21 protein-coding genes and 1 pseudogene are annotated in these 21847 nt (G+C 66.2%); 11 read left to right on the top strand and 11 right to left on the bottom strand.

The window, feature by feature from the left end; translation table 11 throughout:
* Positions 1-18 precede the first annotated feature (18 nt).
* The 3 genes from F614_RS13950 to F614_RS0106910 form a co-directional block, all read right to left on the bottom strand.
* Entirely contained in the window at positions 19-1047 is a 1029-nt protein-coding gene (locus F614_RS13950; RefSeq protein WP_231378035.1) for an HDOD domain-containing protein, read from the bottom strand.
* A 188-nt stretch (positions 1048-1235) separates the two neighbouring features.
* Complete coding sequence (locus F614_RS0106915) at positions 1236-1712, bottom strand: YqhA family protein (RefSeq protein WP_019584045.1); 477 nt, start codon at positions 1710-1712, stop codon at positions 1236-1238.
* A gap of 83 nt (positions 1713-1795) precedes the next feature.
* Positions 1796-3265, bottom strand: a complete 1470-nt coding sequence (locus tag F614_RS0106910) for an amidohydrolase family protein (RefSeq protein ID WP_019558585.1) — start codon at positions 3263-3265, stop codon at positions 1796-1798.
* Positions 3266-3696: 431 nt separating this feature from the next.
* On the opposite strand from F614_RS0106910, the gene F614_RS14970 reads away from it, so the two are divergent.
* From F614_RS14970 to F614_RS0106885, 5 genes are all read left to right on the top strand, one after another.
* Positions 3697-4641 (top strand): hypothetical protein, encoded by a 945-nt coding sequence (locus F614_RS14970; RefSeq protein ID WP_231378034.1) that lies wholly within the window; start codon positions 3697-3699, stop codon positions 4639-4641.
* Positions 4642-5027: 386 nt separating this feature from the next.
* Positions 5028-5663 carry a hypothetical protein gene (locus tag F614_RS0106900; protein WP_019558583.1) on the top strand — a complete coding sequence of 212 codons (636 nt, stop codon included), beginning with the start codon at positions 5028-5030 and terminating at the stop codon, positions 5661-5663.
* Between the two features lie 361 nt (positions 5664-6024).
* Entirely contained in the window at positions 6025-7323 is a 1299-nt protein-coding gene (locus F614_RS14895; RefSeq protein WP_231378033.1) for a hypothetical protein, read from the top strand.
* 108 nt (positions 7324-7431) lie between these two features.
* Positions 7432-8211, top strand: coding sequence for a nuclease-related domain-containing protein (locus F614_RS0106890; RefSeq protein ID WP_019558581.1), 780 nt, complete (start codon positions 7432-7434; stop codon positions 8209-8211).
* 173 nt (positions 8212-8384) lie between these two features.
* Positions 8385-9128, top strand: coding sequence for a hypothetical protein (locus F614_RS0106885; RefSeq protein WP_038037278.1), 744 nt, complete (start codon positions 8385-8387; stop codon positions 9126-9128).
* Between the two features lie 36 nt (positions 9129-9164).
* Here F614_RS0106885 and F614_RS0106880 read toward each other — a convergent pair whose 3' ends face one another.
* Both F614_RS0106880 and F614_RS0106875 read right to left on the bottom strand, forming a co-directional pair.
* Entirely contained in the window at positions 9165-9839 is a 675-nt protein-coding gene (locus tag F614_RS0106880; protein WP_018876333.1) for a c-type cytochrome, read from the bottom strand.
* A gap of 14 nt (positions 9840-9853) precedes the next feature.
* Positions 9854-10393: an HIT family protein gene (locus F614_RS0106875; RefSeq protein ID WP_018866069.1), complete on the bottom strand. Its 540-nt coding sequence runs from the start codon at positions 10391-10393 to the stop codon at positions 9854-9856.
* A gap of 509 nt (positions 10394-10902) precedes the next feature.
* Here F614_RS0106875 and F614_RS0106870 point away from each other — a divergent pair.
* The 5 genes and pseudogenes from F614_RS0106870 (at position 10903) to F614_RS0106850 (ending at position 14949) form a co-directional block, all read left to right on the top strand.
* Positions 10903-12960, top strand: a complete 2058-nt coding sequence (locus tag F614_RS0106870) for a sodium-translocating pyrophosphatase (protein WP_019558579.1) — start codon at positions 10903-10905, stop codon at positions 12958-12960.
* A 47-nt stretch (positions 12961-13007) separates the two neighbouring features.
* On the top strand, positions 13008-13196 hold the full coding sequence (locus tag F614_RS0106865) for a hypothetical protein (RefSeq protein WP_018866071.1): 189 nt from the start codon (positions 13008-13010) through the stop codon (positions 13194-13196).
* Positions 13197-13301: 105 nt separating this feature from the next.
* Positions 13302-13604: pseudogene (locus F614_RS15080) on the top strand (VOC family protein); the annotation flags it as partial.
* 399 nt (positions 13605-14003) lie between these two features.
* Positions 14004-14483 carry a VOC family protein gene (locus F614_RS0106855; protein ID WP_019558577.1) on the top strand — a complete coding sequence of 160 codons (480 nt, stop codon included), beginning with the start codon at positions 14004-14006 and terminating at the stop codon, positions 14481-14483.
* A 1-nt stretch (position 14484) separates the two neighbouring features.
* On the top strand, positions 14485-14949 hold the full coding sequence (locus F614_RS0106850; RefSeq protein ID WP_018877626.1) for an SRPBCC family protein: 465 nt from the start codon (positions 14485-14487) through the stop codon (positions 14947-14949).
* A 23-nt stretch (positions 14950-14972) separates the two neighbouring features.
* On the opposite strand, the gene F614_RS0106845 is transcribed toward F614_RS0106850, so the two are convergent.
* The 5 genes from F614_RS0106845 to F614_RS14820 all read right to left on the bottom strand — a co-directional run bounded on the left by F614_RS0106845 (position 14973) and on the right by F614_RS14820 (position 19338).
* Positions 14973-15446 carry an SgcJ/EcaC family oxidoreductase gene (locus F614_RS0106845; protein ID WP_018877625.1) on the bottom strand — a complete coding sequence of 158 codons (474 nt, stop codon included), beginning with the start codon at positions 15444-15446 and terminating at the stop codon, positions 14973-14975.
* Positions 15447-15547: 101 nt separating this feature from the next.
* Complete coding sequence (locus tag F614_RS0106840) at positions 15548-17080, bottom strand: L-lactate permease (protein WP_019558576.1); 1533 nt, start codon at positions 17078-17080, stop codon at positions 15548-15550.
* 374 nt (positions 17081-17454) lie between these two features.
* Positions 17455-17808 (bottom strand): hypothetical protein, encoded by a 354-nt coding sequence (locus F614_RS0106835; RefSeq protein ID WP_018866076.1) that lies wholly within the window; start codon positions 17806-17808, stop codon positions 17455-17457.
* A 639-nt stretch (positions 17809-18447) separates the two neighbouring features.
* Positions 18448-19104 carry an MOSC domain-containing protein gene (locus F614_RS0106830; RefSeq protein WP_019558575.1) on the bottom strand — a complete coding sequence of 219 codons (657 nt, stop codon included), beginning with the start codon at positions 19102-19104 and terminating at the stop codon, positions 18448-18450.
* Positions 19105-19176: 72 nt separating this feature from the next.
* Positions 19177-19338, bottom strand: a complete 162-nt coding sequence (locus F614_RS14820; protein WP_155986834.1) for a hypothetical protein — start codon at positions 19336-19338, stop codon at positions 19177-19179.
* Positions 19339-19457: 119 nt separating this feature from the next.
* On the opposite strand from F614_RS14820, the gene F614_RS0106820 reads away from it, so the two are divergent.
* Positions 19458-20585: a site-2 protease family protein gene (locus F614_RS0106820; RefSeq protein WP_019558573.1), complete on the top strand. Its 1128-nt coding sequence runs from the start codon at positions 19458-19460 to the stop codon at positions 20583-20585.
* A 155-nt stretch (positions 20586-20740) separates the two neighbouring features.
* Here the strand turns inward: F614_RS0106820 and F614_RS0106815 are convergent, their stop codons facing one another.
* Complete coding sequence (locus F614_RS0106815) at positions 20741-21808, bottom strand: triacylglycerol lipase (RefSeq protein WP_018880047.1); 1068 nt, start codon at positions 21806-21808, stop codon at positions 20741-20743.
* Between the last annotated feature and the right edge of the window lie 39 nt (positions 21809-21847).

The raw sequence follows: 21847 nt of genomic DNA, 5'->3' as shown, positions 1-21847 counted from the left end.
TGTGGTCCGCCTTTGGCGTCATCTGGCACTTGGTTCGGGTGTCCACTCGTTCGCATAGCGGGGCAGGGTCTTGCGGAAGACCTTACAGGAACCGGATTCCAGTTCGCCGCGGTTGCACAGGTTGTTGATTCGAGTGAATCCGATGGCATCCATTAGGAGTGCGGATTCGAGCGTAGAACGATCTGATTTGGCCCAGGCCTGAAGCAATTGAACACCGCTTTCATCGAACTCCCAGTGGCGAGCGATGGCAACAGAGACGTTGCGTGTCAGTCCCTCGAACTCGTCGATGAAGCCTCGGGAGAGGGTGGATGCGCTGAGTGTTTGTAGTTCCCGCAGAAGAACCATGAGTCCGCTGCTATGTGCCAGGGCGGATAGATAGAGTGCGAATCCTTCGCACCCTCCGCCTAAATGCTGGGCACCAATTTTGACATTCATGGCCGTTTGCAGCGTTTCTGGCCAGATTTTCTGGATCCCCGCGGGGCTCAGACGATTGTCCCTTTCGAACTGGGCTATGGGGCTTACGATGGCCGCTGCGACTGCTTCCCTCATGCGCTGATTGCCGAGGATCGTAACGGCCTGTTCGATGCTCAAAATCTCAGACCGGGTTGGGCGTACGGACGGGCTATTGACGACCTTGAGCATGTTTCCGGCCAGAACCGGATCGCTTTCCAGCATTTTCGCGATCTCTTTTGACCGGTATTGCTCGGGGTCGCGCAGCGTGGCCATGAGCCGGGGTGCGATTCGGGGAAGCCGCGGCACTTTGGCACTGAATGAGGTGGCATTCTCCATAAGCCGGTCGCGGAGGCCACGCAGCCAGGCTCGTTCTTCCGGGGAGGGCTCGTCCCGGGAATCGAGCCCTATTTCGAATAGGCCCGCACAGTAGCGCGAGGAGAGCTCTCGTTCCGAGAGAAGCTGCTCCATGCCGTCGTGTTCTTGTTCCCGAGGGCTGTTGGCGAACTCTTTGTTGGATGGAGGCGGGTCGCTGGGTGGCAGATGTTTGTTGTCGCCCACGCGACTGAACCATCGGCGAAGGCGAGAGAGCATCATGGCGGATAGCCGTCCTCGAGTACGGTATATGGCTAGTGGCAGCCGGCGCTGGCTGGCAGCCGCGAGCCCCAGACTGGCGTGTACGGGATAGACCTCAGGTTACTTGCTGGCACAGACCCGATTGAGCGTTTGGCGGCACGAGCGTGAGGCCGACGTTAGGGAGTCACATGGTTTGTGCGTTCGGTGAGTCAGTCCCCGCGATGTGTCATATTCCGGAACGCAAACACAGCGCTGGCGATGATCACCGCGATGGCGAGGCCGTAGTAGAGCGTTTCCAGTGATGCGCCAACCTCCACTGCCTGCTCCAGAAAAAGCACCACCAGGATCACGATCGCGACCTGAATGATCGTGACTTTGAGGTCGTGGAAATGCCGGATCTCCAACACGGAGAGCAAGCTGCTTTTGCTGCCGGAATCCGGCTTGATGAACAGCCGAAACAAGCCAACCGCGATGATCTGGAAAGTCACAGCGATGAGCAGCATGTCGAGGACCTTCAGGAACCTCACCGCCAGGCTCTTGCCCTCATCGACCGAGCTGGGAACCTGCTGGACAAAATCGACCACGATATTGAACACGATGTATACGTTGGCGGCATAAAGCAGGAGAGCCGCGATGGTGCTGACCACGACCGTCACCAGTACCAGCAGCCGGCTGGTGGTGAACATTCTCTCGATCATTCGTGCATGACTCCATGGCGGGTAGTGGCGATCCGGAGAATGGAATATGAGGCGGACCGGCGGATATTGATCTATCGAGTGTGGTCCAGCTGGTTCCGGACGATGCTGCCGCCCTTCATGATCAGGTCCAGGTGGTCGGCGGGTGCATCCAGCCAGTCCAGGCCGGTTGCCGGGTCGGCATCGACCACGAGCAGGTCGGCTAGGGCCCCTTCGGCGATGACGCCGAGGCGGCCGGGGTAGGGGGCGCGGTCGCCGGACAGGGCGAGCAGTTGGCCGGCCGCGCCGGTGGCCATGTGCAGGGCCTCCAGCGGGGACATGAAGCGGGTCAGCTTGGCCAGCTGGCGGCCCTGGCTGGCGGCGCCCTCGGGGCTGAACAGGATGTCGGTGCCGAAGGCCATGGGCACGCCGTACTGGCGGCCCAGTTCGAAAGCGCGCTCGGTGCCCGCGCTCACCTGGAGCTGCTTGGCCCGGGAGACGGGGTCCGTTTTCGGGTTGGCGTCCTCGTCGTCCAGGAAGGGCTGGATGCTCCACCACACGTTGGCGTCCGCCATCATGCGCGCCGTCTCCTCGTCGGCGAGCTGGCCGTGCTCGATGGAGCGCACCCCGGCGCGGATCGCGCGCTGGATGCCCTGCGGTATGTAGACATGGGCGCATACGTAGGTGCCCCAGTCGGCGGCGGCGCGCACGGCGGCACGCATCTCCTCTTCCAGGTACTGGGCGGTGTCCAGCGGGTCGTACAGGCTGGAGACGCCGCCCCCGGCCATGATCTTGATCTGGCTGGCGCCTTGCATCAGCTGTTCCCGGGTGCGGCGCAGCACCTCGTCCACGCCATCGGCGATCGCAGCGACACCGCTGCTCTCGATGTAATTCGGCGGGGTGCTCGGCATGCGTGGCAACTCGTGGCGCTGGCGAAAATCGCCGTGCCCGGAGGTCTGGGAGATCATCGCGCCGCAGGGGAAGATGCGCGGGCCGGCCACCGCGCCGCGGTCGATGGCCATCTTCAGGCCGAAGGCCGGGCCGCCGAGATCGCGCACGGTGGTGAAGCCGCGCATCAGGGTCGCGCCGGCCTCGCGCCCGGCCATCAGGTGCAGGAAGCCGATGTCCGCGGTCATGGCGGTCATCTGGCTAACCCCGACCAGCGTGCTGTGCCAGTGGGCGTCGATCAGGCCGGGGATGACCGCGCGCCCGCCGCAGTCGATGGTGCGTGCGGCGGTCGGGCCCTCGCCGCGCCGGGGCAGCGTGGCGATGCGGCCGTCCTCGATCAGGATGTCCACGTCCTCGCGCATCTCGAGGGTCTCGCCGTCGAACAGTCGCAGGTGGGTGAGTAGCAGCGGTTGCCCGGGTTCACCGGCCTTGACCTCGCGCGGGGCGAGGCCGAAGCCCGCGAACATGCCCAGCACGGCGGCGGCACCGCCGAGGAACTGGCGCCGGTTCAGGTCGGCCTCGATGCGCCGGAGGGCCGCCTGGGTATGGGCCGCGCCACAGTGGCAGGGGTTGATGCCGGCGTTCGCGCCGTGCGGTGCACAACAGGCCATGCCCATGACGGTGAGGCTCCTGGTTAACGCACGCGACATCGGGATGCGGCGCCGCGTGGTTCGGGACGCGCCCCGACGCCCGTGCGGGTGCCGGAATCCCGGCCGCTGCCGATCGCGAGCGATAGCCGGGGCTAGGCTTGCAGCATACCCAAGATCTGGGGCGCGTCTACTGGCCTGACCGGGGCGCGGCGCCGCGTTCTCCGGCCGGGCTGTCGGGCCAGGTCGAAGATGGGAAGAAGAGGACACCTATGATGTCTTGTTTGGGTAAGATTGATCCGGCGAAGCCGAGACCCAACGTAGCGGAGCCAGGGAAATGGCGATGTAGCAACAGAAGTGGGTGCCGCAGGAAGGCGCCAGCTACTTGAGCGCATGTTTTCGAGAGTCACGCACGCCGTTCAGGGCGGCTTTGTGGCCGGGGGCTTTTGGTGGAGTTGTCTATGTGGTGTTTCGAACGGGCGTTGGCGGGGCTGGCACTGGGCGGTTTGCTGATTGTTGGCCTGGGAGGATGTCACCCGAACACTGAACCTGCCAGCACCGGCGGTGAGATGGTAGCCGGTACCGAGGGCATCGATTGCGGCGATCATCTGCCGCTGAGTTATTCGCCCGATGGGCAATGGTTGGCGTTCTGGCTATGGACCAATCGCGGTGAAAATGCACCTCCCAAGCATCGGCTGGCCTTGCTCGATCTGGACACTGGCATCCGCCATCTGCCGGAACCCGATGGGCGCGACAGCAGCGGTGACGCGGCAACCGCCGCACCACGAATCGACAAGCTTTGCTGGAGTCGTGATGGACAACGCCTCCTGACCGGTGTGTTGCCTCCCGACGCCAACGAGGCGACGCCCGTACAGCCGTCCTCCGCATCGTTGAGAGTGAAACCGCGTGGCCAGCAACGACCGGCTGTGGTTCACGCAATCGACCTTGACCGGCCTGATCGAATGGAACGTGCCGATACCGCTGCATGTGGTGCCGAAGATATCGGTCACTGGCGATTTCAGGCGCCGTATCAGGATGACTGGACCCAACTGGGCAAGGAGCAAGTCAAGAAGGTGGATCCGCGCCTGATCAGGCTGGAACTATCGGGTGGTCGCGTGCTGGGTGAACATCGACCCGTTCGCTGGAGTACGCGCTCGCTGATGGTATCCGACCACGCCTGGTCACCCGACCAGACGCAGCTTGCCTACGTGGTTCGCGAGCTGCGCGGAAGCTGGGGTGGGCTGTCGCATACCTGGCTGACGGCTGTCGATGCCGAGCCCGTGCAACTACTCAGCGGTGCCGTCTACGCCATGCAATGGCGCAATGATCAGGAACTGCATCTGTGCCTGAGGCGACCCGGGCAAGCAGAGTCGGCGGTTTTCGCCTGGCAATCTCCCTTCGACTAGCCCCGGACGCTGTTGGCTTCGATGTGATTCGAGTACCCCCAAGGTAAAAGCCAGAGAAAAAATAGCAAAAAGAGGAACTCAGGATTGCTTACAAAGGCGTGTGGCTGCAAATAGCGGACACGCATGATTTCTTGACGGTCTGAGGCGGGCTGTCTAGGTTTCAGGGGTGGGCGAGAACAGGGTACCCATCATTCTTGCTCGCGAGAACCGGCGGTTAGCGAGGTTTGACCTCGGTCTCAACGCAGGGAAAGGAGCCCAGCATGGCAAAGCGTGGTTTTGGACCAGCTAGTCGTTGGCAATCGATCGATCGTTCCTCCGCTGGGACCCCGGGCAAGAGAACCGGATCGGGAACCGGGACCGCGCCACCTCCGGGCGAACAGACCACGGTGGAGGGGGCGCTGGAGTTTGTCTTGCTGTCGTCCCTGAAGCGGCTGCCGTTTGTGGGCAAGAACGATGGCCGCACGGTCGCTGAACTGAACAGGTCCGGCACCACGATCGCGCGACTTCGACGCCCGCCCGGGACATTCGCAGCCTTGTTCGGGGAACCCGAACTGCACTTCGCCACGACCCGTATGCGGCTGGCACGACGCTCGGACTGTGGGATTCTGAAAACCCTGCGGCAGGAGGTCAGTTTCTTTGGTTCGATGCCCCGGCGTCAACGGGAGTGGCGAGCGGGAGCTGGCACGGTGACCCGCATCGAGGAAAACAGCCAAGATCGCAAGACCCTGAGTGGCGGATTTCGCTTGCGTGATGTCGGTTACGTGTTAAATGGCCAGCAGGCGGACTGGCATTACCATTTCGCCTATACCCTTTACGATGCCCAAGGGCCTGTCGCCACATTCGACCCGAAGACGGGGTTTTTATCCGAACGCGGCTGGTTCGTCGAGGCGTCGCGGCCCCTCCCCGTGGCCGCGATCGCAATCGCTAGCCACATGGCCATGTGGCTGGAAGAAAGCGTTGGGGGGTCGGGAGGCGCCGGGGGCGGTGGAGGCCCCGGAGGCGGCGGGGGTGGTGGCTGCTAGTTGAGGGGCAGGGAAGAGGGCACTCAGGATTGCTTACAAATGCGTCTCGCCAAAGGCAGGCTCCGAAGATGCCGTTGGCATATTCGGTAGGACTGGCTCAGGCTCGCTTGGCCTGGGCGACGGGTCAGGGAGCGGCAGGATGATCATGGGGCTGAGGCGGGTAGGGTTGGCGGCGGTTGGGCTATGGCTGGTCGGGGCCATGGCGGGTTGCGCTGGACCCCAGCATGGGCCTACCCAGTATGTGTTGACGTCGGATCCGCCGGGAGCCGATATCTATCGGGGCGATCGTCCGGATCGCCTTTATCACTACACGACCACGCCTTTCCGGTTGACGACCTCGCGGTCCGAGGGATGGTCCGGGATGTACTTCCTGGCGCGCAAGGAGGGGTATCACGACTCGGAGCTTCATCAACAGCCCACGTCGGCTATGGGGGGCGAGCCCATCGCGATTCACCTGGAGCTGGCACCTCGTGGCGATGAGGACGATTTCGCGCCGTATCGGGAGCGCGACACGCTGGAGGCGTATCAGGAGTTTCTCGAAACCTATCCCGCGACGCCACTGCGGGAGGCGGTGTTCGAGCGCATGGTGGACCGCATTGAAGAGTCGGACGCCCCCGAGGCGCGCTACGAAGAGCTGTTGGAGGCGTATCCGGAGGCCGCTCGACTGGTGCCGGTGAGCCGGCAGGCGCAGGCAGAGGTGGAAATAGAGGCGCCGGATTCGGAGTCAGCGTCAAAGCCGGAGGCAGAGAGCGGGGAGCAGCTGGCTGCGGACACCAGGACGGAAGACGGCGACGAGGAGCCCGCCATCGCTCGGAATGATGCGAGGCTGGATGGTGACGGTGAGCGGGTGCGGGTGGCCCTGGAGCGGCAGGATGAAGAGCTGGATCGTCGGCGCGCGCATTACGAAGCGCTGGTAAGGCAGCAAGACGATCTCCGGGATGAACTGGAAAGCCGGTGGCAAGTGCGCCCACCCTTCACGGGCCCGGATATAGACGACACGATTACCCGGTCGGCGCTGGGGTACTGCTTTGAACAGTATGGGCGCCGCGCATGGGAGAACGATCCCTGGCGGATGGAAGAGCGGTGCGAAGCGGAACTGAACCGGGACGCGCGACCATCCCTGGAGGCCTACTGGCGTCTCGATGACGAGGTCCAAGCTTCTGTGGAGCAGTACAGTGAGCTTCACGAGGAACGCGGTCAGCTGGCTGCGGCTGCCGAGGAATGGCTGGAGACTGGCGAGACGGCGGACGCGTTGCTGGCCGCGGTTCTGGACGGCGAGTATGACCCGACCCTGACGGGGGTCGCGCCGGAGTCGGTGGCCGACGGTGTCGCGGGCGCGCCCGGTGGGGGCGAGCAATGTGCCATCAAGCGTCGGCAATACGATGAGTTCACGCGGCAGTTGATGCAGGTAGCGCGGGGTACGGAAGACGTTTGTGATCACCACAAGGTGAACTACTTCGGTCAGGCCTGGGGCTATGACCTGGCGCGAATCTGCCTGGAGGAGGGGGATCCGGAAATTCCTCCGGACGAAGTCGAAAAGCTGCGCCAGGCCATGCCGGAACTGACACGCCATTTCGAGCAGGTGGACCGGCGGATTGGCTGCCAATTCGATCCGACACTGACGCGGTTGCGCCGGGAGTGGGGCCCTGTCCCATATTGATTTGAGGACAACGGTCTCGGCGGGAAGAGCGACGAGAGGACAGCCGCGATTTCGTTGATCCCGCGCAGTCGGCGATGCGGGATCCTTGGAGCGGAGCAGGAAATCGAGATGGATATCGATCTGGGCGCAGTATTGGTCAACGCGGCTCTGCAGTTCTGGTGGGCCTGGGTACTGGCGGCGCTGGTTGCAATCGCTCGGTTTCCAAAGGTGAAGGGCTGGCTTGGCGAGCTGTGGGTTCGCCTGATCCTGGCGGTTGGCCTGGATGGAAAGTCCGGCCGCGTGGTTCACGACGTTATGCTCCAGACCGCGGACGGGACTACGCAGGTCGATCATGTGCTGGTGTCGCGGTTCGGGGTCTTCGTCATCGAGACGAAGAATATGCGGGGCTGGATTTTCGGGAGTGAGCGCCAGGCCCAGTGGACACAGAAGATCTACCGCCGGTCGTTCCGTTTCCAGAATCCATTGCGCCAGAACTATCGCCATGAACGCGCGGTAGCCGAGGCGCTGGGGGTAGACCCGGAGCAGATTCACTCGGTAGTGGTTTTCGTCGGTGGCAGCACCTTCAAGACACGGATGCCGGACAACGTGGTCCATGGGCTGGGGCTGGTGAGCTACATCCGCTCATTCCGGGATGAGGTGTGGAGCGAAGACGAGGTCCACGCCATGCTCGCAACGCTGGAGAATTGCGGACTCGAGCGTTCGCGCCAGACCCGCAGAGCACACGTGGAGGGTTTGCGTGAGCGACACGCGGCGCCGGCTATTCCGGACTGCCCGAAGTGCGGCAGCGCCATGGTGAAGCGCAAGGCCCGTCGGGGCTCCAATATGGGGCAGGAGTTCTGGGGGTGCACGCAGTATCCCGGCTGCCGCGGGACGAGGTCAGTCCAGTAGGCGGTGACCGGGCGAGAAGGTGCCCCTGTCGCAGGTCAGTTGTCCCGCCGAGCCAACAGGTTGGTTACGGCACGGATGAGCTGCCACTGGCCCACCAGGCCCACGCCTCGAGCATCGATGTGGGGGAAGCCATCGATCAGATGCGGGTGCAGGTGCGTGTCGTTGGAGAGGTGATGCGGGAGCGCGCGAACAGTCGAGAACGCGAGGATGTGCTGGCGGAGCGGTCGGGCGTGGGCGCGTTCTGGCCTGGACGCGGCCGCTCGGTTCGACGCTTCGCGCCCCGGGTCGCCGCGGGTGTGGTGGTCACGTTGCTCGTGATCAGTGGTTGCACGCCGTGGGGGGAGGAAGAGCATCCGTCCGGGTACGGCGAGGCGTCCGTTCCGGCGCCGCTCGACATCCGTGAGGCGTCTGTTCGGACGGCGGAGGGTGCCACGCTCCTTGGCATTGAAGACCTGCCCGGCGATATCCAGGTGGACGCGCAGAACGCCTTCGGTGCGACAACGCGATTCCGGGAGGCCAGGGCATCCCCGGACGATGCCTGGGTAGCGGTGGTCACCAGCGGTGCGGCCCACAGCGCCGGCTGGCTGGTGCGGGCGGACAGCGGCGCGGCGAGCCCGGCGGCGTTTCAGTACGGGGGCCGCGTCACGATCGGGCCCTGGAGCGACGATGGGCGCCATGTGGTGTTCGCGCAGGAAGGACCTGCAGGGAACCGTACCCTGACGGTCGTGGATCGCGAATCGCTGGGCGACTCGGTGGAAGCGAATGCGATCCCAGTGCGTGTTGAGCACCACGGGGAGCTGGATCCGGAGGCGCAACGCTACGAGGCGCTGGGCTGGGTGGAGGGAACTCTTCGGTTCCGCCTCGGCGACGAACCATGGGTGTTTGATCCGGCCTCGGGGGCGGTGGAAGCGGGGTAGTGCCAGGCCGAATGGACAGGTTGCCTCGAGCTCTGGTTACTCGCCGCGGGCCGGCAGGGAGGCGTAGTAGGCCGCGAGTGCCGCCATTTCTTCCTCTTCCAGTTCGCTCACGATGCCCTGCATCAAGCCGGCAAGGGACGTCTCGCGCGCGCCGTGGACATAGGCCTGGAGCTGTGCCATCAGATAGCGGGGCGGGTGGCCGGCCAGCGGCGGCAGGCTGGGGTTCCGTTCGCGTCCTTCGTCCCCATGGCAGGAGGCGCAGGACTGGACGTTGCGTTCCGGCAATCCTGCAAGGGCAATCTCGCGCCCTCGTTCCGCCAGATCGCCCGGCACGTCATGCGGGCCGCCCGCCGGTTCCATCTCCGCGTAGTGCCGGCTGATCGCTTCGATCTCTTCGTCGTTCAGGTGCTGGGCGATCCGCGCCATGGTGGCGTTCGGGCGCAGGCCGTCCCGGTAGGCCTCCATCTGCTCCACCAGGTATTGCTCCGGCAGCCCCGCCAGGCGCGGGAACGGCGGCTGCGACTGGCCCTGACCCTGTTCGCCATGGCACTGGATGCAGGCGGTCGCCCCGCGGTCGTTGCCTTCCTGGGCAATGCGTGCACCGAGGTCCTCGTCCCCGCTGGCACTGGCCGTCGGCAGACCCAACGATGCCGCGGTCAGTGCGAGCCAGGCGACTGCGCCGAGGGGTTGGTGGAGGCGTGCCACGCGCATGGCATTGGCGTTGTTCAGGCCGTGTCGGTGCGTACGCCCGGGTGGGCATGGCGGTGGTAGTTCGCGCGATCCGGGATGACGTTGCGGATGCCGCCGCGAGGGTCTTCGACGTCGCCCGCGTAGCGCGGCAGCAGGATCACGTGCAGGTGGTCGATGCTGCGCCCGGCCATGCGGCCGTCGTTGTTGCCGACGGTATAGGCATCGGGCGGATTGCCCAGGAAGGGCAGGTCCAGGACGTTGTCGATGTGGTCCTTGGGGCGCTCGCGCAGGTCTTCGCGGACGCGCATGTTGCGGTACAGCTTTTCCAGGTCCGTGGCTTCGATGACCCGGCGCACGCCGTGAAGCGCGTCGAAGTAGTCCGCCTGTTCGGTGTCGTCGAGGTCGAACAGGGAGACCACGTGGCGCCGGGGAATGACGAGTGCGTGCCCGGGGTTGACCGGATTGGTGTCGAACAGGGCGACGAACGAGCGGTTCTCGTAGATCAGCGGGTCGGCCAGGCCGGCGGATACCCGGCAGAAGTAGCAGTTCGGGGTGGCTGGTTGGGCACTGGTCATGGGAAGGCCTGCGAGTAGGGGCTTGCGTCAGTTGGAAAGTGGCGGATTTTACGCGACTTCCACGCTTGCGTGCCCGCGTCCCTGTATGCGGCGAATCGGATACGCGGTGTGGCCGCGGGACGAATCGGGCCCGGTCGTGCGCGAGCAACGCTCTTTGTGAACGGTAATGTCGGCGCAGGTTCCGAAAACCCTGATGGCTGCATGGCTTGACGGCCGGGATCGCACCACGTAAGTTCCCTAGCATTGTAAGGGGTTTTTGCGGTCCGGTCACTGAGTGATCTCCCGGCCGACCCACCATCCCCCGATACGTTTGTCGAGGCTGTACGCCCGCGCCAGCGGCCGCCGCGCGCCTCGACGACCGGTCGCGCGCAGGCACGACCGGGCTGCACAAACCGGATGTCCGGGCCTGACCCGGGCGGTGGCGTCGCGCCTGGCGCGTTCTTCTTGAACGTCGCGGGTGCCCGCTGCGCCGGAGGAGTTTGTGTCACGACGTATCGAAGGGGGAGCTCATGTCCATGCCACTTTCCGGCCTCGTGTTTGCGCTGCTGTGCGGCGTTGTCGCGCTGGTCTACGGTCTGTTGTCCATCCGCTGGGTACTTTCGCGATCGGAGGGTACCGACGAGATGCGGCGGATCGCCCGCGCGATCCAGGAAGGCGCCTCGGCCTACATGAAGCGGCAGTACACGACCATTGCAGTGGTCGGGGTGGTGCTGTTCGTAGGGCTGTGGCTGGTGATCGGCATCGGCTCCGCGGTCGGGTTTCTGATCGGTGCCGTGCTTTCCGGGGCCGCCGGGTTCATTGGCATGCATGTGGCGGTGCGCGCCAATGTGCGCACGGCGGCGGCTGCGAAGTCGAGCCTGGAGGCGGCGATGGATGTGGCCTTCCGCGGGGGCGCGGTGACCGGCCTGCTGGTGGTCGGGCTCGGGCTGCTGGGGGTGGCGGGCTATTTCGCCGTGCTCTGGTGGCTGACACCGGAGGGGGGCGATGTGGGACTTTCGCCCCTGGTCGGGCTGGCCCTGGGCGGTTCGCTGATCTCCATCTTTGCCCGTGTGGGCGGTGGCATCTTCACCAAGGGCGCGGATGTCGGGGCGGACCTGGTGGGCAAGGTCGAGGCCGGTATTCCGGAGGATGACCCGCGGAACCCGGCGGTGATCGCCGACAACGTGGGCGACAACGTGGGCGACTGCGCCGGGATGGCCGCGGACCTGTTCGAGACCTATGCAGTGACCATCATCGCGACGATGATCCTGGGCACGCTGCTGATTCCCGAGCTGGGGCTGATGGCCGCGGTGTATCCGCTGGTGCTGGGTGGCGGCGCGATCCTGGCCTCGATCATCGGTACCTTCGTGGTCAAGGCGCGCGAGGGTTCCGAGATTATCCGGGGGCTCTACAAGGGACTAATCGTCTCGGGGGGGCTGGCTGCCGTGGCATTCCTGCCCATTACCCTGGTGCTGGTTCCGGATACCGCGCTGGCCAACAGCATGGGGATCGAGAGCGGGGCCGCGCTGCGCCTGTACGGGGCGGCACTGGTGGGGTTGGTCCTGACCGGCGTCATCATGGTGGCGACGGACTACTACACCTCCACGGTCTTCCGGCCGGTCCGCCATCTGGCCGAGGCCTCCACGACCGGCCATGCGACCAACATCATTGCCGGTCTGGCGCTGTCGATGAAGGCGACCGCCGCGCCGGTGCTGGCGGTGTGCGCCGCCATCCTGGTGGCCTATGCCTTTGGCGGGCTCTACGGCATCGCGATCGCCGCGACCACGATGCTGTCGATGACCGGGATTATCGTGGCGATGGACGCCTACGGTCCGATCACGGACAACGCCGGTGGCATCGCGGAGATGGCCGACTTGCCCTCCGAGGTTCGGGATACCACCGATGCGCTGGATTCGGTGGGCAACACCACGAAGGCCGTGACCAAGGGCTATGCCATCGGCTCGGCGGGCCTGGCGGCACTGGTGCTGTTTGCCGACTACACCCACGAGCTGGTGCATTACACCGGGGGTGGGCACAACTTCGAGCTGAGCAACCCGAACGTCATCGTGGGCCTGTTTATCGGCGGCCTGATCCCGTACCTGTTTGCGTCGATGACCATGGAGTCGGTCGGCCGCGCGGCCTCCGGCATCGTGAACGAGGTGCGGCGCCAGTTCCGCGAGATCAGCGGGATCATGGAGGGCACCACGAAGCCGGACTACACTCGAGCCGTGGATATGCTCACCAGCGCGGCGATCCGCGAAATGATCGTGCCCTCGCTGCTGCCGGTGCTGGTCCCCGTTCTGGTCGGCGTGTTCCTGGGTACCGAGGCCCTCGGGGGGCTGCTGATCGGGACGATCGTGACCGGGCTGTTCGTGGCGATCTCGCAGACCGCGGGCGGCGGCGCCTGGGATAACGCGAAGAAGTACATCGAGGACGGACATCACGGGGGCAAGGGGTCGGAAGCGCACCATGCCGCGGTGACCGGCGACACGGTCGGCGACCCCTACAAGGACACCTCGGGGCCCGCGATCAACCCGCTCATCAAGGTGCTGAACATCATGGCGCTGCTGCTCGTGCCCGTTCTGTAGGGCCCCGAACCGGAAGGAGAATCGACATGCCGAGAATCCGCGTACAAATGGCCCCGGATCTGGAGTTCAACATGGAACTCGACGTCGAGGGCGTCGACTGTGACAGCCGCGACTGGGACGTCCAGCAGCACAAGGCCGAGATCTACGCCGAGTTCGAGCGGCGGCTGAAGGCGGCCTTCCCCGAGGGGGTGAAGATCCACACCTTCGAGTACGGCCTGGCCTGCAAGCCAGGCTGACCGAGCGGGAGGACACGCAGGCGCGCGTGTTCTCCCGCTGCGCTGCGCAAGCGTGAACCTCGGGGCGGACGGCCGCGGGTCGTACCGCGCCGATGCGAGGGTGCCGTGCACAGAAGCCGATTGGGCAATATCGTGATCGACTGCCGGACGCAGGATCTGGCTTCCGAGGCACGTTTTTGGGCGGGGGCGCTGGGCTACCCGATGCCCGAAGACTTCGATGCCGACAGCGGTTTTATCCAGCTCGTCACGCCGCCCGGGGAGCTCCAGGTCATCATCCAGCGCGTGGATCACGCGCCGCGGGCGCATCTGGATATCGACTCCGATTCGATCGACGCGGAGGTTTCGCGTCTGGAGGAGCTGGGCGCAACCGTCGTGTCCCGGCACGCGGCCTGGGTGGTTATGCAAGCCCTGAGGGAGACGCTGACTGAGTGGCGCGTTCGCGCTCGAGTCGCTCTTGCGTGCGAACAAGGCGCGGTGACTGCCGTGCAGTCATTCTGCACAAGGGAACCGCAACGCCGTGCGCGCCCGTTGTTGATCAAAAACGGGCGGCCGAGCCCCTTCGGGGTTGGCACCCCAGGTTCCCCGATCCTGCGTTGCGCCGCTTGCGGGTAGATCCACTACCCGCTGCGCGACGCGCCTTGTCTCGGAAAACCTGGGGTACCAACGCGAATGCGCCACTCAGTCAGTGTCTCCCTAATGGCCATCGCTTCTGTGTCGGGTGCTCCTATCGGGGAGGCTTCGAACAGGGAGCCAATACTTGGGGGTGACCTCAGAGTAGCAGGGCCCGGGCCTTGCGGGAGGTGCATGATGGCAACCATTCGGCACAAACTCGTTCCGCACCTGTGGTTCGACCACCAGGCTCGGGAGGCGGCCGAGTTCTACGCGTCGGTGTTCGAGAACTCGTGGGTCGAGCGTTCGGTCACCCTGGAGGGTACCCCCTCCGGCTCGGTGGAGGTGGTCACCTTTTTCGTGCTGGGGCAGGAGTTCCAGGCGATCAGCGCGGGTCCGCTGTTCCCGTTCAACGAGTCGATCTCGTTCGTGGTCAAGTGCGATACCCAGCAGGAGATCGACCACTACTGGGACAGGCTGACGGCCGATGGCGGGCAGGCGGTGGAATGCGGCTGGCTGAAGGACAAGTTCGGCCTGTCCTGGCAGATCGTGCCCGCGGTGCTGGACGAGCTGATGCAGCCGGGTGACCCCGAGGCGCTGGCCCGGGTCACGCAGGCATTCCTGCAGATGAAGAAGTTCGACATCGCGGCGCTCGTTCGCGCGTACGAAGGTCGGTGACGTGGACGTCCGCGGGCCGCACCTGGCCGAGGTGGTCCATCTGACGACCTCGATCGCGCGAGCGCCCGAGGACGTGTACGCCTTCGCGTGCGACCCGAGAAACCTGCCGCTATGGGCGGCGGGGCTGGCGCGTTCAAGCGTGCGGCAGGCGGGGGATGCGTGGGTCGTCGACGGCCCCGTGGGCACGGTCACGCTGCGGTTTGCCCCGGCCAACCCGTTCGGGGTGCTGGATCATGAGGTCGAGCTGCCCACCGGCGCGGTGATCCACAACCCCATGCGCGTGCTGCCGAACGGAGCGGGCAGCGAGTTCGTGTTCAGCCTGTTCCGCCAGCCGGGGACGACGGACGAGCAGTTCCGGGCCGATCGCCGCGCGGTGGAAGACGATCTGAAATGTCTGAAGCGGTTGCTGGAAGAGCGCCGGGATCCCCCTGGCCGGGATGTACCCGGTGAGCACGCCAGCCGTTGAGGCGTTCGCGACCGGGGCCCGGTCTACCGGTGCACCGCGGTGTTCTGGCCGAACCGGATCTGCCAGCCGTGGTGTTCGTCGTGTTCGAGCAGGAAGCTCATGCGGGTGTGCAGTTCCCCGTCGCCGTGGTCCGGCAGGCCCTCGGGCATGGATTCGATACCGGAGACCCGGAACCGGGCCTCGGCGAAGGCGGTGTCTTCACTCAGCAGGGTGATGTCCTGGACGTCCACATCCAGGGAGGTGCCGACAAAGGGGCCCTGCAGAAGCTCCGTATGCCGCCGGGCATTGCCGGCGCGGTTCTCGAAGCGCGTGCCGACCAGATTGACCACTCCAGAATCCTCCGCATAGTCGCGCGCCCAGGCCTCGCCGTCCCCGGCCTCCCAGGCGGCCGCCTTGGCCTCCAGGATCTGCTGGATCGTGTCCTCGGCTGCCCAGGCAGGGGATGCCATTACGGCGGCGAGTGGCAGGGCGGCGAGAAGAAGCGGCTTGGCGAACATGCGATCTCCGGGGTGTGGGGTTCCGCCCCCCGGTGTACAGGAGTGTGGCCGGCGACGCCAGCCCCGAGCCACGGGGCCACGGCGCAGGCGCCGGACGGGCGCTACCAGGCGAGGGCGAGCAGGCCCGCGCCGACGCACACCACGATGACCGGGACGATGGTCTCGCGGATCACCTGACCCTCGCGGGCCTGCAGCCCGGCGGCCCCGGCCGCCATGGCGATGTTGTGCAGCGAGATCATGTTGCCCACCCCGGCACCGATCAGTTGCAGAGCCAGCACGGTCGGAATCGCCATGCCCAGGGCGTCGGCGGTATCGGCCTGGAGTTGCGCGAACAACAGGTTGGAGACGGTGGCGCTGCCGGTCATGAACGAGCCCATGGCGCCGATAAAGGCGCTGAACATCACGAATGTGCCGCCCAGGATCTCCGCCAGCCCCTGGCCCAGGACCTGTGGCATCGACGGCAGGCCGGCCGCGTTGTGGCCGGAGGTCAGCAGGAGCTGGGTGAGGGCGATGATAAAGGCCAGCACGATCGCGGCGACGCGCAGCTTGGTCCAGGTGGCGGCGACGGCCTGGGCCAGCGTGGGGCGGCTCACGCGGAACAGCACCAGGGCGGTGAGCAGGGCAAGACCAAAGTAGAAATACGGGGTGTACAGCGGGGTCAGGCTCTGGCCGAGTTCGATCTCCCGAAACGCCCCGGGCGACCAGCGCACGGACTGCAGGGCCTCGCGCAGGGGCATGATGGTCCGCGACGCGATCAGGGCAACGGCCATTACCGCGAAGGGGACGAAGGCCAGCAGGACGCGTCCGACCGGGGCCTGCTCGACTTCCTCCCGTCGCTCGTGGCCGGGCAGCAGGAAGCCGCGGTGGGCCGCCAGGGCGATGATCGCCATGGCCGCCACGCCCCCGATGATGGACGGCAGCTCAGGCCCCACCAGCCAGGCAACCAGCAGGTACGGGATGCCGAAGGCCAGGGCCGACAGAACGGCGAACGGCACGAATGCGCGGAAGCGCCCGCGTTCCTCGCCCAGGGTGGCGACCCAGACCATGAACAGCGTGACAAACGGCGCCAGAGCGGTGTGGATCACGGCCGTCTGCAGCACCGCGGAGCGGGTGGTTTCCGCATCCAGGCCGAGGCCGGCGAAGCCGATGATCACGGGGGTGCCGGCCGCACCGAAAGGGACGGCGGTGCTGTTGCCGATCAGGGCGATGGCGACGGCCTTTAGCGGCCGCATCCCGAAGTAGACCAGTAGCGGGGCGGCCAGCACCGCGGGGGTGCCAAAACCGGCGATGCCCTCGACGAAGCTGACCAGCCCCCAGCCGAGGAGCATGGCCAGTACCCGGTGGTCGCGCGAGACGCTGGCGATCACCGACTGGATCGCGCTCATGTGCCCCGTACCGATCATCACGTTCAGCACCAGCAGCGCCAGTACGATGATCAGCAGGACCTCCACGAACACGACCGCGGCGTCCAGCAGACTGGCCACCAGCACGGGGCCCGATACCTCCCAGACCAGGACGGCCAGCACGAGTGTGGCGAGATAGGCGAGCGGCGCGGCCTCGAAGGCCGGGCGGCGCAACGGCACCAGCCATGCGAACAGCAGCAGGAAGGGCACCAGCGTAAGCCAGAACAGCACGATCGCTTCTCCCGCGCGACGCGAATGGGATCATGCTACCCCGTCGCCGAGCGCGCATACACATCGGTGCGGTCGGATCGCTATAGAACAGGCACGCGAACCTGCACAGACAAAGGGATATCCGTCATCGGTCACACCGCTTGGAGAACCGGTGGAAATCGTTCGGAGGGGATGCGAGGGGGCGGAGGAAGGTGTTCGGCTCCGGGCCACCAGGACTTGCGTCGGCTCGGGAAAGCCCATGGCGCGTGCCATGGGCAGGAAGGTTCAGGGGGTAAAGGGGATACCCCCGCTGGTTCGATGACCCCGGGCATCGCTCCCCGGGGAGCAGGCAGTACAGGCCGGCCGAAGGGGCCGGCCTGTCGACGGACCTGGTTTCAGTCTTCTTCCTCCTCGGTGTCATTCCCCAGGTCGATGCCACCTTCGGCTTCGGCATCGGTTTCGGCTTCGGCGCCGTCATCACCCATCCGGGTGTCCGCGCCGGCACCTGCGCCCATACCGCCTTCGGCACCCGGGGCCCGACCGTCACCGGTCGCACCGCCGGCCGCGCCACCGGAGGCCTCGGACCCCCGTTCGGAGCCGCCGGCCATTCCGCCACTGGCCTCGGCTCCGGTTTCGGCCGCTCCTTCTGCCGACCCGCCAAGGTCTTGGGCCTGGGCGGCGCCCACGGCGCCGACGGTGAACAGCGAACTCAGTGCGATGGCAATGGCTGTCTTGCGAACGTTCCACATAGTTTTGCTCCTGCGATTTGAACAAAGCACCGCCGGGGTGGCGCCCTGCGGGGGTGCGCCCCGGCTGTGTGCAACCCATGGATAGCGTGGCCGGAAATCGCGTTAAAGCCTGTGCGTCAGGAGTTGACCGCCAGTTCACAGACGTAGGCGGCGCGTTGTGGAGTGGTTCGCGTGCGCACCGGCACGAGCTCTCCGGATTGGCCACGCGATTCGGCCAGTCGCGCAAGTCGGCGATGCGTCGAGCGCAGTGCACAGGGAGCATGTGAGCGGTGAGGGTTGCGCTGTTCTACCCGGGGGATGGCTTGTCGGCAAGTCGGCGGTGGGCGCTGGGGCCTGCCAGGGAAACACCGATCCACGTACACGCTCGCGCTCGAGTCGCTTTTGCGTGCGTTTAATGCGCGGTGACTGCCGTGCAGTCATTCTGCACAAGGGAACCGCAACGCCGTGCGCGCGTGCATTTTTGATCAACAACGGGCGGCCGGGCCCCTTCGTTGATTAAGTTGTGGGGTTGGTGCCCCGGGTTCCCCGATCCTGCGTTGCGCCTCGAATCAACTAGAAACGGGCGGGTAGAACCACTACCCGCGGCATGCCGCGCCTTGCATCGGAAAACCTGGGGGCCAACGCGAGCGTGCAGATTGATCAGTGTTTGCCAAGGCCGCGCAGCTTTCTTCGGGCCTTATCGCGCCAGTTGGCGGCCAGGGCCTCGCAGTCCGCGAGCTGCTCCAGGGGCGTGCGCTGGTTGTGCTGGTAGACCGCCGCCATGGCGGCGGCGATGCTGAGGGTGTCGGGCAGGCGTTCAAGCCGTTCGATGGTGTCGCCCACGCCGAGGGTGCCCGGTTGCAGCACGCGGTAGAACCAGCCACAGCGGCCGGTGTCCTGGACCTCGCGGGCCAGGCCCGGGATGTCGAAGCGTACGTCGAGTTTCCAGCACGGCGTACGGGGCTGGCTGACCTGCACCCGGGCGGAACCGATGCGGTAGATATCGCCGATGTGGACGTTGCGCTCGTCCATGCCGTGGCTGGCGAGGTTCTCGCCAAAGCCGGAGGCGACGAAGCGGGCGGCGTGAGCCGGGTACTGCGCCTGCCAACCGTCGTACCGGTCCAGGCTGTAATGGAGCAGGGCGCGTTCCGGTCCGCCGTGGTTGTCCGGGTCCGCCTGCTCGTCACCGTCCAGGCCCAGGGGCCCCACCGCGAGCGGGCCGGCCACCGGCTGCTTGTCGATGGCGCTGGCGCGGCCTCGGGCGTAATCCGGGGCCACGCGGCCGGTGTAGAGGCCCATGAGTCGGTTGGCGGTCATACGGGTGCAGTTCCGGGCTTGCGCATGGTCGCGACGATACAACAGGTCCGCGTCTGCGTGACGCCTGTTCGCTCAGCGCCCGGCCAGATAGAGCAGCCGCGCGATGAAGGCGATGCCCAGGATGATCCAGCCGATGGGGTAGGGCACCACGCCGGAGAAGAACGCGGTCAGGCTGGCGACGAGCAGGGCGCCGATGATAAGCAGGGGGATATCCATGGCATTGAGAGCACTCACGGCGGTGGATGTTCCGCAAGCCCCGTGCCCGCCGACAGCCAAGTGCGCCGCGCCATAATACGGACCACGTCGGTACCGCTGATGGTATCGGAGAGCCTGGCGCCGCAAGGAGTTGCTGCATGTTCAAGACCGTCCTGATCCTTGGCCATATCCGCGGGATTCGTATCCAGCTCCACATCAGCTGGGTATTCATTCTGGTCCTGCTGGTGGCCAGCATGAGCACGGGCTTTCACCATCAATACCCGGACTGGAGTCTGGCCATGGCGGCCGCCACCGCGCTGGTGACGGCCCTGCTGTTCTTTGCATCCATCCTGGCCCATGAACTGGGGCACAGCATCGTCGCGCTGCGGCGCGGGGTACCGGTGGAGTCCATCACGCTGTTCATCTTCGGCGGCGTGGCGCAGATGGAGCGGGATCCGGAGCGGGCCGAGGACGAGTTCTGGATCGCCATTGCCGGGCCCGCGGTGAGCGTGGCACTGGCGCTCGCTTTCGCCGCGCTCGCGCGGGCCACCGCGGACGGGTACGAGCCGATCCCGGTGGCCCTTGGCTGGCTCGCGCTGATCAACCTGGTCGTGGCGATCTTCAACCTGATCCCCGGGTTTCCGCTGGATGGCGGGCGGGTGTTCCGCGCGGTGATCTGGAAGCTCACGGGTGATGCGCGCCGCGCCATCGAGGCGGCCGTGTGGGGCGGGCGCGTAGTGGCGTTCCTGCTGTTTGGCTTCGCCTTCTGGAACCTGGTGGTGATCGGCAACCTGATCGGTGGGCTGTGGATGATGCTGATCGCCTGGTTCCTGCTGACCATGGCCGAGGGCCAGGGCCGAATGTTCGATATGCGGGAACGCCTGGCCGATGTGCGCGCGCGGGACCTGGCCAGCCCGGATCCGCCCTGCGTGCGCCCGGAGACCACCATCGACGACTGGATTCACCACGATGTGCTGCCGGGCGGGCGCCGGGCCTTTCTGGTGGGTACGCCGGAGCGGGTGCAGGGCCTGGTGAGCCTCAGCGACAGCCGCAAGCTGCCGCGCGAGCAGTGGGCCGTGCGCCGGGTCGACGAGATCATGACCCCGGTGGAGTCGCTGAGCCGGGTGGCGCCAGACACGCAGGCCGAGGCGATCCTGCGCATGATGAGCGAGCGCAACCTCAACCAGATCCCGGTGATGGAGGCCTCCGGGCGCGCGATCGGCTGGATCGAACGCCAGCAACTGCTGCGCACCATCGAGATCCACATGGATCTGCAGCGGCCATAGGCGGGTCGTTCAGGGTGGCGGCGAGCGGGGCTTTTCGGACGTACGTCGGTCGCGATGCTGGCAAAGCCCCGGTTGGTTCCGTCGGTCCGTCGTTCCGTCGTTGCGCCAGGCATGCACGGGCCGGCCGGGACCGCTCGCGGTTGCCGTGGCTTCGGTCAGTCGTTGGCGGGGCGGGCGCGCCACTGGTCGAGGATGTCGAGGATCGGGTCGATGGCGGGGGGCTCGTCCGTCAGCGGGCCTGGGACCAGCAGCCCCCGGTGCGAGGCCTCAAGAATCAGGGGCTCCGGGTGTCCCTCCAGGCTCAGTGACTCCAGCGGTACGACGCCGTCGCCCAGTTCCTCGTCGGTCTGCTCCCACCATTCGCTGATGCGTCCGGCCACGGCCTCCAGGTCGATCTGCTCGTCCAGCGCGGCGAGGCTCTCGCGCATGGCGGGGGTGGGTTCGGGGAGCTTGCCACCGATGATGCGGACCGGGATCGCCTCGGGCCAGGGACGGGCATTCAGTTCGGCCAGGAAGGGGCTGTCGGGACGCAGGTCGATCTTGGCGGCGCCGGTGCCGTCGCGCAGTCCGGCGAACAGCGAGAAGCGCTGCTCCTGGAGGTCGGCCAGCCACTCGCGTACCTCCAGCCAGACCCGCAGCCGTGCCCATTCGGAGCCGTGGTTGGGGGTGGCGACGAGGATGACACCGGCCACTGGCCGCCCCCCGACCCGGGGCGGCTTGCCCTCGGGGTGCCGGTAGCGCGTCACGAAATCGCGGATCACCAGGCCACCCATGCTGTGACCGATCAGGATCAGCGGGGCATCGCCCTCGAGTTGCCCCCAGTGTTCCGCCAGGAGGTCCGTGCTGTGGTCGATGGCCTGGTCGTTGGGGTAGCGGAACTCCCAGCCGTTGAGGCCGGCTTCGTCCAGCGCCGGCGCGAGCGTATCCCAGATATCGCCAGGCTCGTCCAGCCCGTGCAGGAGCAAGACGTCCGGCGGGTGGTCCTCGGCGAAGCGCTCGGATCGGGGAATGAATCCGAGCAGCTCGTCGGGAAGCTCCATGGCCTCCGGAAACCACTCGCTCAGGCGGTCCTGCACCTCCACGCGCAGTTCGCGCTCCTGCTCCGGGTTGTGTTCGGCCCAGCCGACCCAGATCGCCAGCGCGAGCAGGGGCAGGCCCACCAGGATCAGGAAGGCCGCGAGGCGCCGGCGGCGCCGGGACGAATCGGGACGGGGGGCGTTCATGTGTTCACCATCGGACAAGCGGGTCTGCGCGGCAAGGGG

Source organism: Thioalkalivibrio sp. ALE12 (assembly GCF_000381105.1).
GTDB lineage: Bacteria > Pseudomonadota > Gammaproteobacteria > Ectothiorhodospirales > Ectothiorhodospiraceae > Thioalkalivibrio.
Note: the sequence above shows the minus strand (reverse complement) of the source record. Positions and strands in the feature narration are given on the sequence as shown.